The sequence below is a fragment of the Pseudomonas alkylphenolica genome, assembly GCF_016009175.1.
Taxonomy (GTDB): Bacteria; Pseudomonadota; Gammaproteobacteria; order Pseudomonadales; family Pseudomonadaceae; genus Aquipseudomonas; species Aquipseudomonas alkylphenolica_B.
The window spans coordinates 1-14,878 of the sequence record NZ_JADUCM010000026.1 but is presented as its reverse complement, the minus strand read 5'-3'; the positions used below and the strand labels follow the sequence as shown (position 1 = coordinate 14,878).

Annotated in this window: 11 protein-coding genes; all 11 read right to left on the bottom strand. The window is 62.5% G+C overall.

What is annotated here, in order from left to right:
• Positions 1-8 precede the first annotated feature (8 nt).
• The 11 genes from I5S59_RS19560 to I5S59_RS19510 all read right to left on the bottom strand — a co-directional run bounded on the left by I5S59_RS19560 (position 9) and on the right by I5S59_RS19510 (position 14,430).
• Positions 9-1,982, bottom strand: a complete 1,974-nt coding sequence (locus I5S59_RS19560) for a BCCT family transporter (protein WP_197878091.1) — start codon at positions 1,980-1,982, stop codon at positions 9-11.
• 150 nt (positions 1,983-2,132) lie between these two features.
• Positions 2,133-4,667, bottom strand: coding sequence for a fused MFS/spermidine synthase (locus I5S59_RS19555; RefSeq protein WP_197878090.1), 2,535 nt, complete (start codon positions 4,665-4,667; stop codon positions 2,133-2,135).
• Positions 4,668-4,750: 83 nt separating this feature from the next.
• Entirely contained in the window at positions 4,751-6,316 is a 1,566-nt protein-coding gene (locus tag I5S59_RS19550) for an arylsulfatase (RefSeq protein ID WP_197878089.1), read from the bottom strand.
• Positions 6,317-6,420: 104 nt separating this feature from the next.
• Complete coding sequence (locus I5S59_RS19545; protein ID WP_197878088.1) at positions 6,421-7,419, bottom strand: HAD family hydrolase; 999 nt, start codon at positions 7,417-7,419, stop codon at positions 6,421-6,423.
• Between the two features lie 42 nt (positions 7,420-7,461).
• Complete coding sequence (locus tag I5S59_RS19540) at positions 7,462-8,769, bottom strand: BatD family protein (RefSeq protein ID WP_197878087.1); 1,308 nt, start codon at positions 8,767-8,769, stop codon at positions 7,462-7,464.
• On the bottom strand, positions 8,766-10,367 hold the full coding sequence (locus tag I5S59_RS19535; RefSeq protein ID WP_197878086.1) for a VWA domain-containing protein: 1,602 nt from the start codon (positions 10,365-10,367) through the stop codon (positions 8,766-8,768). Before I5S59_RS19535 ends, I5S59_RS19540 begins: the two co-directional genes overlap by 4 nt.
• A gap of 1 nt (position 10,368) precedes the next feature.
• Positions 10,369-11,370 (bottom strand): vWA domain-containing protein, encoded by a 1,002-nt coding sequence (locus I5S59_RS19530; protein WP_197878085.1) that lies wholly within the window; start codon positions 11,368-11,370, stop codon positions 10,369-10,371.
• Positions 11,357-11,863, bottom strand: a complete 507-nt coding sequence (locus I5S59_RS19525; RefSeq protein WP_197878084.1) for a DUF4381 domain-containing protein — start codon at positions 11,861-11,863, stop codon at positions 11,357-11,359. The genes I5S59_RS19530 and I5S59_RS19525 overlap by 14 nt, the downstream gene beginning before the upstream one ends.
• Positions 11,860-12,819 (bottom strand): DUF58 domain-containing protein, encoded by a 960-nt coding sequence (locus I5S59_RS19520; protein ID WP_197878083.1) that lies wholly within the window; start codon positions 12,817-12,819, stop codon positions 11,860-11,862. Before I5S59_RS19520 ends, I5S59_RS19525 begins: the two co-directional genes overlap by 4 nt.
• Positions 12,820-12,823: 4 nt before the next feature.
• Positions 12,824-13,798, bottom strand: coding sequence for an AAA family ATPase (locus I5S59_RS19515; RefSeq protein ID WP_197878082.1), 975 nt, complete (start codon positions 13,796-13,798; stop codon positions 12,824-12,826).
• A 125-nt stretch (positions 13,799-13,923) separates the two neighbouring features.
• Positions 13,924-14,430: a DUF3015 domain-containing protein gene (locus tag I5S59_RS19510; protein ID WP_197878081.1), complete on the bottom strand. Its 507-nt coding sequence runs from the start codon at positions 14,428-14,430 to the stop codon at positions 13,924-13,926.
• Positions 14,431-14,878 lie beyond the last annotated feature (448 nt).

Below are 14,878 nucleotides of genomic sequence, written 5' to 3'. Positions count from 1 at the left end.
GCTGCGGTTCAACGCACCATGTGCAGGTAGTGCAAGTGCCGCTCGTACTGATCGAGGATGTCGCCGATCACATCCTCGCGGCTCCAGCCCATGATGTCGTAATCCTGCCCGCCTTCGCGCAGGTGCACTTCAGCGCGAAAGTACTTGCGTGCCTCGCTGCCCTCATCGCTTTCCTGCAGCACGAAGCTGGGCATCACGAAAGCGCGGGGACGCACTTCATAGAGAAAGCGCCCTTCGCCAGCATGGTCCAGTTCCAGGGTAATGCGCCCATCGTCCTGCTCGTCGACGGCCACGTCGTAACCTTGCTTGCGCAGCTCTTCCGCCACCTCGTCACAGGCCGGCCTGACCACCTCGGCGATAAACCGGGTGACGTGTGAGCGCCGCGGCATCATGGCAATGTTGCGCAGCCGCCGCTGCCAACCCCCGAACGAATGCGCGGCATGCCGGGGCGACGGCAGCGCCTGGTAGCGCAAGCCCTGGCGGGTCGCGTCGAGGTTGAGCGCCCGGTACAAGCCCCAGATCGAGGCCAGCAGGATCAGCGAGAACGGCAACGCACTGGCAATGGTTGCCGTTTGCAGGGCCTTCAAGCCGTTGGCCAGCAGCAGCGCGATTGCCACTATCCCGATGCTCACCGACCAGAAAATCCGCTGCCACAGCGGTGAATGGTCATGCCCGGAAGACGCCAGCATGTCCACGACCAAAGCGCCGGAGTCAGCGGAGGTGACAAAGAACACCACCACCATCAGCACCGCGAGCATCGAGATCAGCGACGAAAACGGGAAATGCTCAAGGAAGGCGAACAACGCCAGCGAGCTGTCCTGGTCGACCACTGCCGCCAGGTCGGTGATGCCCTCGTTGAGGATCATGTGCAGCGCTGAATCACCGAACACCGTCATCCACAACAGGGTGAAACCGGCCGGTACAAACAATACCCCGCAAATGAACTCACGGATGGTCCGCCCACGGGAGATGCGGGCAATGAACAGGCCAACGAACGGTGACCACGACAGCCACCAGCCCCAGTACAGCAAGGTCCAGCCGCCGATCCAGTCGGTCGGCTCGTAGGCATACAGGTTGAAGGTCTTGTTGACGATGTCGGACAGGTAAGCCCCGGTGTTCTGCACATACGCCTGCAGCAGGAACACCGTAGGCCCCAGCAGCAGCACGAAGCACATCAACACCACGGCCAATGCCAGGTTGAGTTCTGAAAGGATGCGGATACCCTTGTCCAGACCGCTGGCCACCGACAACGTCGCCAACCCGCAGGTCACGGCAATCAGGATGATCTGCACCGTGGTGTTCACCGGCACCCCGAACAGGTGATGAAAACCACTGTTGATCTGCAATACCCCGTAGCCCAGTGAGGTGGCAACACCAAACACCGTGCCGAGGATCGCAAACACGTCTACGGCATGACCAATGGGACCGTAGATACGCTCGCCAATCAGCGGATAAAGCGCCGAACGCAGCGTCAGCGGCAGGCCTTTGCGGAAACTGAAATACGCCAGGATCAGGCCGACGATGGCGTAGATCGCCCAGGCATGCAGGCCCCAATGGAAGAAGGTGATTTTCATCGCCTCGCGGGCCGCCTGCACCGTGCCCGCCTCGCCCACCGGCGGGCTGGTGAAATGCATGACCGGCTCGGCCACGCCGAAAAACATCAGGCCGATGCCCATGCCGGCAGAAAACAGCATGGCAAACCAGCTTCTGCTGCGGTACTCCGGCTCACTGTGGTCGGGGCCCAGCTTGATGTCGCCATAACGGCTTATAGCCAGGAACACCGCGCTGATCAGGATCAGCGCGACGGCGAGGATGTAAAACCAGCTGGCGTTGGTGAAAATCCACTGCTGGACATGGTTGAACTGGCTTTGTGCCTGTTCCTGGAACACCACGGCATACAGCACCAGCAGGAATATCAGCACGGCACTGGTATAGAACACCGGCGGGTTGAGGGTGCTGCGGGGTTTGACCGGCGTTTGCATCGTCAGGGTGTCTCCGTGACTGCTTGCGATTAGCAGACAACCGGCCGCAGTTACCGGACGATCGCGCGCCTGATCAAGCGTAGCTCACCACGGCCCGGACACCTTGACACGCCCCTTCCCCATTGCGGGCATGAGTACACAGCGGGCTGTTTACTGCCCACCGCCCATGAACCAGCGGAAATACGGGTTGCGCCCCTCCCCTTGCATCAACAACCGCGCCTCGCGCGCCCAGCCCTCGCGGTTACCGTTGTAGGCCAGCAAGGTCAAGCCATAAAAGCGCTGCAGTACCTGCCACTGGTCCTCGACCGCCGCCCGCTGGCCAACATCGGCATTGAGCAACGGTGGCGCCTTGCGCAATGCCAACAGTTGCGGCAACACCCGGGTGATCTCCTTGGCGCGCACCCAGGGTGCGTACTCGATCCGCGGCTGGTCATCGGTCACCGCCCGGGCCTGGCCGGCAAAGCGCTCCAGCCCGTCGCGGTCGGTCACCCAGGTGGCCAGCAAGGCATTCACGGAATCCACCCCTACTTCCGCCAGGGCCTTGGCCACTGGCGGTTCGGCAAAGCGCTGGCTGATCCGCGTGTAGTCCAGCTCCTGTGGTGTCAGCGAGCCAACCAGGAGCATCTCGTGAAACTCGGTGGTCCACAGCGAGGCATGCGGGAAAACATCCAGGAAACTGCGTACCAGCGAACGGCTGTCGTCTTCGTTCTGGGTCGGCAACGGCAACCATTGGGCGACGATACCGTCGGCTTCAAGACGCTCGGCCGCCAGTTGATAGAAGTCCCTTGAGTAGAGGTTGACCACGCCGGCGGCTGAAGGTGGTGGGGGCTCCAGGGTGATCAGGTCGTAGCGTTCGGCACTGCGCAACAGCTCCCGGCGGCCATCGCGCAGGCGGATGTCCAGGCGCGGGTCGCTGATTGCATTGAAGTTGCCAGTAAACAACGGTGCTGCGGCCAGTACCTCTGGCAGCAATTCCGCCACCACCGGGCGTTGCAGCCCCTGATAGCGCAACATGGCCCCGGCGGTAATGCCGGTTCCAAAGCCGATGACCATGGCCGAACGTGGCTCGCCGTGGTGAATCAACAACGGCAACAATGCCTGCAGGCGCATGTAGCGCAACGACGGCATGGCATCGCCGGTATTGGACACGCCCTGGATGTACAGGCGGCTGAATGTACGCGCCCCGCGTTCCTGGGACACCACGGCCACCGTGCCGCCACGCCCTTCCTGATAAAACGTGATCTGGCCGCCGCGTGCGCCCGGGAGCAACTGTGCCAGGCGCTGGGGCGGGGTCAAGACACCGATGACCAGCGAGGCCAGGGTCACGCCGAGGATCGCCGCGCGCATCCCCGGACGCACCGCAACGCCGCGCCAGATAACCACGCAGCCGATGGCTGCCGCCAGCAAGGCAAGCACCACCAGCGTGCGTACCAGCCCCAGCTGTGGCACCAGCACGAAGCCGGTGAGCATGACGCCAGCGATACCTCCCAGGGTGTTCAGCCCCACCACCGCACCGACATCCCGGCCCGCCTGGGTACTGTCGGCGCACAATCTCAGGGCCAGGGGAAAGGCCGCACCGAGCAGTGTGGTAGGCAGGAACACCACGCATAAGGCGGCGGTGGCAAAGCGTGCGCACATGCCGGCCAGCTCATTGCCGGTCACCTGCAGGACCAAGGCCTCCACTTGCGTCTGGGCAATAATCAACCAACGGCCAAGCCCGGCGATCTGCACCAGTGCCAGCAACCCGGCCAGGGCAATCAGCAGGCCGAACAAGCCCCAGGGATCACTGATCCGGTCGGCACGCCGGGCGTAAATGGCGCTGCCCAGTACCAGGCCGGCGAGGTACGTCGCCAGCACCACGGCAAAGGCGAACGCGCGGGTACTCATGAACTGAACAATGGACTGCGTCCACACCACTTCATAGCCCAGCGCCACGCCCCCGGCCAGGCAATACAGGGCGATTGCCAGGGTGGCACTGGCGTTGCGCGGCGAGGCAGCGGCAGGCGGTGCGGGTACCAGCGCTGGGGCTGCGCGGCACGACAGCCAGGCCCCGGCCGCGGCCACCAGGTTCAGGCTGGCCGCCACCAGGGCGCTACCGGTGACGCCGAGCTGAGGCAACAGAACAAAAGCTGCGAGCAAGGTGCCGAGAATCGCCCCGGCCGTATTGGCCGCATACAGGCGACCGCCGGCTTCAGCCATTTGCCCCTGGGCCGGCGTCAGCGCCCTCACCAGCACGGGCAGCGTGCCCCCCATCAAAAAAGCAGGGACGCCCACCAGCAAAAACGGCAGCAGCCAGGCCAGCAAGCCAACGCTGGCCTCCAGCCGGGCAAACAGTCCGGCGGCATTGGCCAGGGCCAGGGTACTGAGCACACCCAGCACGGCCACCGCCAGTTCCAGGCCGGCATACAGCCTCACCGGGCGCTGCAGGCGGTCGGCCCAGCGCCCGAACACCAGGCCGCCCAAGGCCAGCCCGGCAAAAAATGCACTGATGCCGGTGGTGATGGCGTACACCTCCACCCCCACCACCAGCGACAGTTGTTTGACCCATAGCACCTGGTACACCAGCGCCGCAGCACCGGAAACACAAAGCAAAGAGGCGGGAATCAGCAGCTGCAGCGACAGGCGTTTGCCTACCTCTTGTGCAGCGGCGCTTCGGGACCGGGTGGAGTTGACGGCTGAACGCATCAATTGGCCTTATCGGATCAGCAGCTATCCGAAATACAAGTCGTAAAAAAAGCGCCCGTCGTTTGACGGGCGCTGGCACGGCCTTACTTCTTCATCTTCTCTTCGATTTTCTTGTCTACGTCAGCACGGATCTGGTCGATGCTGAAGCTCGCCGGGCGTTGGCTAGGCGGGTAGTCAACGAAGGTTTGCAGGAAGCCGGCTGCCTTTTGCGTGGCCTGCATCAGCAGGTAGTCGTTCTTGGTCAGCCAGTCGTAGTACTGGTCGGAAACCACGTCTGCCCTTTCATACGGGTCCATGCGCAGGTTGAACAGTTTCGGTACCCGCAGGCACACGAACGGTTCACTCCACACTTGCAGGCCGCCAGGTGCACGTTGCTCACAGTAGACAATTTTCCAGTCGCCCATGCGCATGGACACCAGATCACCGTCATCGCTGAAGTAGTAGAACTCGGTACGTGCGCTCTTGTCGGCTTTGCCGGTCAGGTAGTCCAGCTGGTTGTAGCCGTCGAGGTGCACCTTGAAGTTCTTGCCACCCAGGTCGGTTCCTTTGAGCAGACGCTCCTTGATGTCGGTGTCACCCACCGCAGCAAGCAGCGTCGGGAACCAGTCGAGCCCCGAGAACAGCTGGGTGGAGGTGGTGTCGGGCTTGATCTTGCCCGGCCAGCGAATCATCGCAGGCACACGGAAGGCACCTTCCCAGTTGGAGTTTTTCTCGTTGCGGAACGGCGTGGTTGCCGCATCAGGCCAGGACCACTGGTTCGGGCCGTTGTCGGTGGTGTAGACGACGATGGTGTTGTCGGTGATTTTCAGGTCATCGAGTTTCTTCAGCAGTTTGCCGACGTCACCGTCGTGCTCCAGCATGCCGTCGGCATAGTCGTTGCCCGGCATACCGCTCTGGCCCTGCATGGACTCGCGGACGTGGGTGAAGGCATGCATGCGGGTGGTGTTCATCCAGACAAAAAACGGCTTGTCGGCCTTGACCTGTTTGTCGATGAAGTCCATCGCCGCTTGAGTGGTCTCATCGTCGATGGTTTCCATGCGCTTCTTGTTCAGCGCGCCGGTGTCTTCGATCTTGCCGTCGGCACTGGACTTGATCACGCCCCGCGGCGTAGCGGCCTTGACGAACGCCGCGTCGTCCTTCGGCCAGTACGGACGCTCCGGCTCCTCCTCCGCGTTGAGGTGGTAGAGGTTGCCGAAGAACTCGTCGAAGCCGTGGTTGGTCGGCAGGTACTCGTCCTTGTCCCCCAGGTGGTTCTTGCCGAACTGCCCAGTGGCATAACCCTGGGCCTTGAGCGCCTGGGCGATGGTCACGTCACGCGCCTGCAGGCCGACCGGTACCCCGGGCATGCCGACCTTGGACAGACCGGTACGCAGCGCCGACTGGCCGGTGATGAAGGTTGAACGGCCTGCGGTGCAGCTGTTTTCCGCGTAATAGTCGGTAAACAGCATGCCTTCTTTGGCGATCCGGTCGATGTTGGGCGTTTGGTACCCCACCACACCCTTGCCATAGGCGCTGATGTTGGTTTGCCCGATGTCATCGCCAAAGATCACCAGAATGTTCGGCTTTTCCGCCGCATGCACTGCCCCCGCGCCTAACGCCACCGAGGCGGCGAGTGTCATTGTTGTAAGCCACCTACTTCTGAGTTTCATAAGGCCATTTCTCCGTTTCACGTTACTGGCATGTGCCACGACTACGTGCATCAGAGGACTCGACTGCTGAACGAAATCCCTTTGCGCCTGCGGTGTGTTGATCACTACTCCTGAATGCTTTCAAACGGGTAGACGCGTCGCCATTCCCGGGCCATGTCCACGACCACCCAGTTGTTGTTGCGTGCCGCTTCCAGTGCCTTGTCCAGGCGCCCGACCTTGCTGTCGCGGTCGTACGCCCACTCGCGTTTGCTGTCGGTATGGTGAACCAGCCCGGCAAAGCGTTTGCCGGGGCCGGCCATGGTCCACTGGAGCATTTGCAGGTCACCGTCGGAGTTGCCAAAGGCCAGGATCGGGCGGCGGCCGATAATGGAGTCGATGCTGACCGGTTTGCCCGGGCCATCGTCGTTGTGCACCAGTTTTGGCAAGCGCTGGATGGTCAGCTCGCCATTTTTGTCCTGGAAGCGGGCGTCAAGCGTAGTGCCGATGACCTGCTCGGGCGGGATACCGTAGACCTCTTCGGCAAACGCGCGCATGAAAGCCACTTCGCCACCGGACACGATGTAGGTCCTGAAGCCGTTTTCACGCAGGTACTGGAGCAACTCCAGCATTGGTGCGAAAACCATTTCGGTATAGGGCTTGCCGGTTTTGGGGTGGACTGTTTTCGCCAGCCAGCTGCGGGTCTGGGCAATGAACGCTTCGGTACTCACTCCGGCATGGGTGGCAGCGACAATTTTCAGCATGCCGTCCATACCGCTGGCCGCCAGTGCCTTCTGGTCGCCTTCAAGGACTGCCTTGAACGGCTGCTGGGTTTTCCATTCGGGGTGTTGCGGGGCCAGGCGTTTGACTTCGTCCAGGGCAAACAGCACTTCGAAGTACATCGGCTGCTCGCTCCACAGCGTGCCGTCGTTGTCGAACACGGCGATGCGCTCTGCTGGCGCCACGTAGTCCTTGCCGCCCTGCTCGGTCACCGCAGCGACAAATTTCTCGATGGCCCCGCGCGAGGCGCCGTTGTACCAGGATGGCAACGGGTCCGCGGCCTGACTGAACAGCGGCATCAGCAACAGCAGCATCACAATCCAGTGTTTTGCGATCTTCTGAGGCATATGACGTCCTTGGACAGTTCCCTGGTGCCCGACTCGCATGAGTCAGGGGTTCAACGATTTCAATCCATGGCGCGCCGTGCTGACCTTCACCGGGGCCAGCTGCGGTTGCAACGCCTCGAGCGCCTGAACCAGCGGGGCCGCCTCATCCTCAGTCGAGACGGCAGTGCCATAGCGAATCCTGAGCAAGTCTAGTGAACGTTTGGCGTTGCTGTCGGGCGATTGTGCACAAATTTGTGCGAGGGTTCGCAGCCCGGTACTGCGCCGCACCCACAGGTACAACGCACCCAGTTGCGGCGGCCTGGCGCTCAACTGTTCACGGGCCTGTCGCCGGGCAAATTCGGGCGATGCCAGCCAGGCGCTGCGCCGCTCGGCGCTCCAGCGCCGGAACCCGTCGCGTGCGGCCTGGGCCCAAGGGCGGCCGAAGTAGATCAGACCTGCCGCCAGCATCACCACGGTTAGTGCCAGGAGCCAGTGCCCGGCAAGTCGAACGTGAGCCTTCTGGCCAAGATCGCGCAGGTCCTGGGTGATGGAAAACGGCGCGGTGTAAGTCCCCTCGGCAGCGTCGAAAGTCAGCTTGTCGACCGACGTACTGTGCGCCTCACCGGTGCTGGCGTCCCACCAGTCGAGGGTCATCGCAGGCAGGTTGTACGTACCGGCTTTAGCAACCACATAGGTCACGCTGTCTTCACGCCTGCCGCCCAGGGTGCCGCCGCGGCCATCACTGAGCGGCGTAACCTTGGGGGTTTGCACATAGCGTTTCAGGCCGTCGACCTCGGCAAACGCCAGCGGTGGAATCAGCATGGCCTGGGCGCCTTCGGCCTCAACGGTGACAGTACGGGTAATGCTGTCGCCCACCCGCAGCGGGTCATGGGAATGCAGAGCCTGTTGGCTGAAGGTCACCTTGCTGGCCACCAGCGGATGCGTATCACCTGCCTTGACACCGGCAAGCGCCTTGGCGACAAAACTCAAGGGCTGACTGCTCACCGTCACCGGACCGTCGCCCTGCCCCGGCCGGACCTGAAACTGCAGCGCCGGAATGTCGAACTGCTGCGCCGCTTGCGGTGTGATCTGGTAGGTGTAGCGCAAGCCGTAAAACGCTTTGCCATCCAGTTGTTCGTTGAGGTGCTGGGCTTCGCCGCCAGGCGGTGTCACCACGCTGCCCGGCAGGCTCAGTGGTGCCAGTACGGGCGCCGCGGTGAACCAGGTATCAACCAGCAGGTCGACCTCCATGGTCAGGGTGGCGCCGACCATGACGCCGGTTTCCGGCACCAGGCGGTTTTGCACCCGGACATCGGGGACTGCCAGCGCAACCAGCGGGAACAGTAGCAGGCCATATACCAGCCACCTCATGGCGAACCCTCCCCGGCCTGTTGCCGTGCCGCGTCCTGGAGCCTGAACTTGCGCTTGAGGAACTGCGCCGGCGATGTCGTCAGGTTGTTCAGCCACAGCTGGTCGGAGGCCGCTTGCGGCGTGGTTTGCTGCTGCTCCTTGCCGCCGGTGCTCGGGGTCTGGTCCTCGACCACCTTGTCGGCCTTTTCATCCGGCGTACCGGCCTCTTGCTGGTCTTCATAGTCCTTCAACAAGGCCTGGGCCAAGACGAGGTTGGCCGTCGCCTGGGGAAAGTCAGGCTGCTTTTTAAGCGCCTGCTGGTAGGCCGCAATGGCCTGGCTGAACTTGAACCGATGCACGTAGATGTTGCCGAGGTAGAAATGTGCCGACGCCGTGTCCAGGCGGGCAAAACTGGCCATTGCGGCGTCGTAGTCAGCCGCGTTATAGGCGGCCAGGCCTTTCCAGTACGGGTTGCTGAAGTGCGCCGCTGCCTGAGGAAAATGCCCGTGCTCGAACGCCCAGCGGCCTTGCTGGTCCGGGGTAAAAAAGGCGTCGGCAAACGCCCCGGCCCGCGCGGTGTCGGGGCTGGCGCTCAACAGCACCGCCACCAGCACGCTGCCGAGCCAGTGCACCCGCCAGCCACGGCGCACGCAACACAGGGCGATCAGCGCCAATGGCCAGCACAGCCAGTAGCCCGCATCCTTCCAGTACACCTGCTGCGTATCGCCCTGCACTTGCTGGAAATGCTGCTGGGCATGCAGCTCGATCCAGTCCAGGTCGTCATCGTTGAGGGTCAGGCTGCCCAGCGGTGCATCCGCGGCGCTGGCCAGTTGCTTGAGGCCCTGGGCATCAAAACGGGCAACCAGTGGCTGTCCATCGTTACCCATGCGCGGTTGCCCGCGGGCATCGCGCAGCAGGCCGCCATCCTGGCTGCCGACCGCCAGCACCAGCACCTGCAGATCGGTGGCCGACAGCAATTTGGGAATGGCTTTGAACTGTTCCGGCGCTGCGCCATCGGTCACCAGCAACAGGGTACCGGGCATTTTTTCTGCATCCAGAAGCTTTTTGGCTTGCCCGATAACGCCGACAACGTCCTTGCCGGCGTTATCCATGAGGTCGGTCGACAAGGCCTGCACGAAGGTGTCGAGCAGCTCCGGGTCTTCGGTGGCGGGCAGTACCAGGTGGGCGCTGCCGGCATAGGCGATCAACGCAGTGCGCGCCCCGGCGCGGCGCTGGATAAGATCGTGCAGTTTGTGCTTGGCAGCAGCGAGGCGCGATGGCGGAACGTCATCGGCGTCCATCGACGGCGACAGGTCGACAGCGATAATCAGCGGTGCACGGTTGTCGAGAAAATCCGGTATGTCCTGTTGCCAGGTTGGCCCGGCAGCGGCCACGCCTCCCAGTGCAAGCAGCGCAGCCAGCAAATAGACAGGGCGCACCTGTTGATGGTCGACCGGCGTGATCAGCAGATGCTCGAGCAAATGCGGGGCAATCAGGCCGTTGAGTTGGCGTTTGAGGTCATGGCGGCGCAACCACAACCATGGCAGGAGCGCTGCGGGTATGAGCAGCAACAACCAGAGCGGGCGCAGAAAGTGAAAGACGCTGAAGTCCAGTTCCATATCAGTGCCCCGCTTGTAACGGGCGGCTGCGACCGCGTGCGACCCGGCCAAACAATGCAGCCAGTAGATGACTGACCAGCAGCAGTAACAAGGCGCCGCCCAGCGGCAACCAGAACAGGTCGCGCTTGGGCTGGTGACTGAAGGTTTTCACCTTGTGCGGCGTGATCTGGTCGAGGGTGGCGTAGACCGTCTGCAGCGCGTTGCGGTCATCGGCGCGGAAAAAGCGACCGCCGGTGGTTTGCGCAATGCTCTGCAGTGTTTGCAGGTCAACCTTGCCCTCCCCCGTGGCTTGCGGGTCGCCGATACCGATGGTGTGCACGACGATGCCGCGCTGCCTGGCCATCTGTGCCGCATGGTCAGGGGTGATTGCACTGCCGGTATCATTGCCGTCGGTGAGCAAAATCAGCACCTTTTCCTGTTCGTCGGCTTTGTCCAGCAGCTTGATGGTCAGGCCGATGGCGTCACCCAACGCAGTGTTCGGGCCGGCCATGCCGATGCCGACTTCATCGAGCAGCACGCCGAGGCTGGCGTGGTCGAGGGTCAGCGGCGCCTGGGGATAGGCACCGGTACCGAACACGATCAAACCGATACGGTCGTCCTTGCGTCGCACAATGAAGTCCCGTACCACGCCTTTGACCGCGGTCAAACGGTCGCTCTGCTGGCCGTTGGCGTCGGTGTAATCGGTGGTCTGCATCGATTGCGAGATATCGATGGCCAGCATCATGTCGCGAATCGGCTGCTCATGTTCAATGGCCTTTTCCACCCACACCGGGCGTGCGCAGGCAGCCAGCAGCAATGCCCAAACCAGGCAATTGAGCGGCAGTTGCCAGCGCCCGCCGCTGGCAGCAGCGGTACCCGGTGTCTGTCCCGCGGCACGGCTCATGGCGGAAAAAAACGGCACCCGCAAGGCGCTGCGCGCTTCGCGATAGTCGCGCAGGTAGCGATAAGCCAACCAGGGCAATGGCAGCAGAAACAGCACCCAGGGGTAATCAAACTGCCACATGATGGGCCTCGATCCATTGTTTACTGAGCGCAAACAGCGCCGTCACTTCCTGTTCTGCGATCCCTGCCAAGGCCGTGTCCGGGGCATAGGCCAAGGTAAACAGCCGCCCGGCAAAGTTGTCTGGCAAGGGTGTTGTTGCTCGCTGATTGAGAAAGGCCTGCCACTGCTCTCCGCTCAGGCTTTGCACTGGCGGCGCATCGGCCATCGACAACGCCACCCGCTTGAGCAACGCCGGCAACGCACGCAGTGCACCCAGACGCTGGCCGGAATCACTCAACGCCTGCTGCAGGTTTTCCAGTTGTTCCAGTGCTTCGCGGCGGTAACGATCCCGTTGCCAGCGGCGCCAGCGGCGAATACCCCACAGCGTCGCAATGAACACCACGACCAGCAACAGCACCAGCCAGCCCCAGGTCTGCGGCACATAACTGAACGGCGGCACCGGCGTCGGCAGCACCTGAAGCTGATCGATACTCGGTACGACGGGGGCGCTCACCGTGGCACCCCGGACAGCCGCCCCAATTCACGGCGCAGCTGTTCAAGCGGGTCCTGGCCGGTGTCGATCATCATCAGCGGCACCTGGCTGCGCCGCAGCATGTCTGCCACCTCGCGCAGCCGCCCGGAAAGAAACTCGCTCAAGGGCCGGTACACCTGGCGGCGCTCGACATCCAGCTCAACCTGCAGCTCGCCCTGGGTCACGGTCACCCGGCCGGAGGCCGGTATGTTCAAGGCCAGCGGGTCATAGACCTGCAAGGCGATGACGTCGTTGTGTGCACTCAACTGGCGCAGCAGTTGCAGCGTCTGTGCCGTGGCGCCGGCAAAATCACTGATGATGCACACCAGGCAATCATGCCCGGCGGTGCTGATGCAATTGCGCAACACGGTATCGAGCTGGCCGTCGCCTTCGTTGTCCGGATTGGTTGCCGACAGTTGCTGGTTGCTGCGCACAACCGCGGCGCACAGGGCTTCGACCCGTGAACGGCTGCGCAGCGGGCGAATGTGCTGCACCTGACGGTCATCGAAAACCATGCCACCGACACGGTCGCCGGCATGAAAGGCGATCCACGCGCAGACTGCCGCAAGCTCGGCGGCGACCACCGACTTGAAGCTGCGCCGCGAGCCAAAGAACATGCTCATGCGCTGGTCCACCAGCAGCAAGGTCGGCCGGTCGCGCTCTTCGGTGAACGTGCGTACAAAAGGTTTGCCGTAGCGCAGCGAGGCGCGCCAGTCGAGGTGACGCAAGTCGTCACCGGGGATGTACCGGCGCAACTCGTCGAAGCTCAGGCCACGCCCACGCAAACGCGAAGCATGGTTGCCGGACAGAATGCTCGACAGCGGCTGACGGGCGAGAAAACTCAAGCCCCGTACACGGTGCTCCAGGGCCATCAGTTGCCCGAGCGAGGCATGCACGAAGCCATCGGCAGGCGGGTTATCCAGCGTTGAGGTCGTCATGGTCTCAAGCCGGAATGGCGACACGGTCGAGCAGACGGTCGAGCACCTGGTCGGCGCCTACCCCGTCGGCGATGGCGTCATACGACAGCTGCAGGCGATGGCGCAGTACCGGATGCACCACGGCCCGCACGTCGTCGGGCGACACGAAGTCGTTACCGGCCAACCAGGCATGCGCCCGCGCCACCCGGTCCAGGCTGATGCCGCCCCGGGGACTGGCGCCGATCTTGATCCAGCGGGCCAGGTCCGGGTCATAGTCGACCGGGTGTCGCGTGGCGTTGATCAGGTCGATCATGTAGCGATCGATTGCATCGCTGACGTGCAACCCGGCGACCTCGCTGCGCGCAGCAAAAACCACCTCCTGAGGCAATTGCATCGGTGCCTGACGGGCCGCGCTGTTTTTCTGCTCCTCGGCCCGGACCAGTTGCAGCACGAGGATCTCATCCTCGACCTTGGGGTAGTCCAGTTGCAGCTTCATCAGAAAACGGTCCATCTGCGCTTCGGGCAACGGGTACGTGCCTTCTTGCTCGATGGGGTTCTGGGTCGCCATGACCATGAACAGGCCCGGCATCGGGTAGCTTTGCCCGGCCACGGTGATCTGGCGCTCTTCCATGGCTTCGAGCAAGGCAGCCTGGACCTTGGCCGGGGCGCGGTTGATTTCGTCGGCCAGAATCACGTTGCCGAACAGCGGGCCGGGCTGAAACTTGATCTGGTTGCCTTCAGCCGTTTGCTGAAGGATCTCCCCGCCGGTGATGTCCGACGGCAGCAGATCGGGGGTGAACTGAATGCGGCGCATTGTCGCGTCCAGATGGGTGGACAGCGCCTTGACGGTGCGGGTCTTGGCCAGGCCAGGCAAACTCTCGAGCAGCACGTGACCATTGGCCAGCAAGCCGAGAATCACGTGCCGAATGGTGTCGGCCTGCCCCAGTACCTGTTGGGCCACGGTGGTTTCCAGTGCGGCTACCTGTTCTCGTATGGTCACCGGTTCTGTCCTTGAGTCGATCATGATTGGGGTAAATCCAGCAGTGAAGCTGGTAAATGCGACGACACCCTGGCTGTTCAAGAAAAAGCCCTCCAGGGAGGGCTTGATCACCAAGCGCCAGGTGGTTAGCCCGGTTCCTGCACGTAGCGCGCCAGGCGTGGGTCGCGGCTCATCACCGCCTGGGTGTTGCTGTAGACCTGTTGGGCGGTGACGTTCTGGTTGGCGAAAATCTCGTCGAAATGCTGTTGCGTGATGCTGGCAAAGTGTTGGCGATCATCGTTGGGCACGCCCAACAAGGTGGCGTAGGCATTCAATGACTCACCGCCGCCCTTGGCCATGTCTTCGGAGATGCCTTCCAGCATGTTGTTCATTGCCAGCCACGAACGGCCGCCATATCCCAGTTTTACTTTCGAATCGCAACCGTTGGTACCTGAGGTCAGGCCAAAGGTGGCGTTGCCCGAGGTGCCGTTGGTGGTGGTCGCCAGCAGGTGCGGCGCCAGGCCGCTTTGGCCGTCGAACAGCATGTTGCCCCAACCACAGCCCCCGCCACCGGCCTGTGCTGCCTGCGCGGAAATCGCGGCGGTACTGAGGAGCCCAAGTAACACTGCCTTGCCGATCAGCTTGTTTGTCATGCTCGTACTCTCTTGGTCGATTTACGCCACAGACACGTGAAAGCCCTCACTACCCTGCGTTGAACACGCGCCCTCGCTAGAGGGTTTAGGCGATCCGCCCGGCAACTTCAAATTTACCGGGAAAAATAAATGGTCCTTCAGGGCGTTCCATCGATGTTCCATAGATGTTCAGGCTGAAGCTGAAGCTGAAGCTGTGAGCTTATCCATTCCATGTGGCGAGGCTGCCGGCCCCTTCCGCCCTTACGGCGGCCTACTTTTTTCTTGGAAAAAGTAGGCATGGTTCTGTCCCGTGACAACGGACGCCAAGAAGCGATACTTAAATCGCTAACTTGGAGGTTGCCATGTACCCACCTAACCGCCGTAGCTATACCGATGAGTTCAAAGCCCAAGCTGTTGCATTGGCTGAGACGGTTGGCAGGACCGAAGCCGCTCGTCAGCTTGAGATGTC

What these genes read in the sequence shown, in the direction of transcription:
- I5S59_RS19560 (WP_197878091.1), bottom strand. Translation starts at nt 1,982, where the DNA reads ATGCAAACGCCGGTCAAACCCCGCAGCACCCTCAACCCGCCGGTGTTC.
- I5S59_RS19555 (WP_197878090.1), bottom strand. Translation starts at nt 4,667, where the DNA reads ATGCGTTCAGCCGTCAACTCCACCCGGTCCCGAAGCGCCGCTGCACAA.
- I5S59_RS19550 (WP_197878089.1), bottom strand. Translation starts at nt 6,316, where the DNA reads ATGAAACTCAGAAGTAGGTGGCTTACAACAATGACACTCGCCGCCTCG.
- I5S59_RS19545 (WP_197878088.1), bottom strand. Translation starts at nt 7,419, where the DNA reads ATGCCTCAGAAGATCGCAAAACACTGGATTGTGATGCTGCTGTTGCTG.
- I5S59_RS19540 (WP_197878087.1), bottom strand. Translation starts at nt 8,769, where the DNA reads ATGAGGTGGCTGGTATATGGCCTGCTACTGTTCCCGCTGGTTGCGCTG.
- I5S59_RS19535 (WP_197878086.1), bottom strand. Translation starts at nt 10,367, where the DNA reads ATGGAACTGGACTTCAGCGTCTTTCACTTTCTGCGCCCGCTCTGGTTG.
- I5S59_RS19530 (WP_197878085.1), bottom strand. Translation starts at nt 11,370, where the DNA reads ATGTGGCAGTTTGATTACCCCTGGGTGCTGTTTCTGCTGCCATTGCCC.
- I5S59_RS19520 (WP_197878083.1), bottom strand. Translation starts at nt 12,819, where the DNA reads ATGACGACCTCAACGCTGGATAACCCGCCTGCCGATGGCTTCGTGCAT.
- I5S59_RS19510 (WP_197878081.1), bottom strand. Translation starts at nt 14,430, where the DNA reads ATGACAAACAAGCTGATCGGCAAGGCAGTGTTACTTGGGCTCCTCAGT.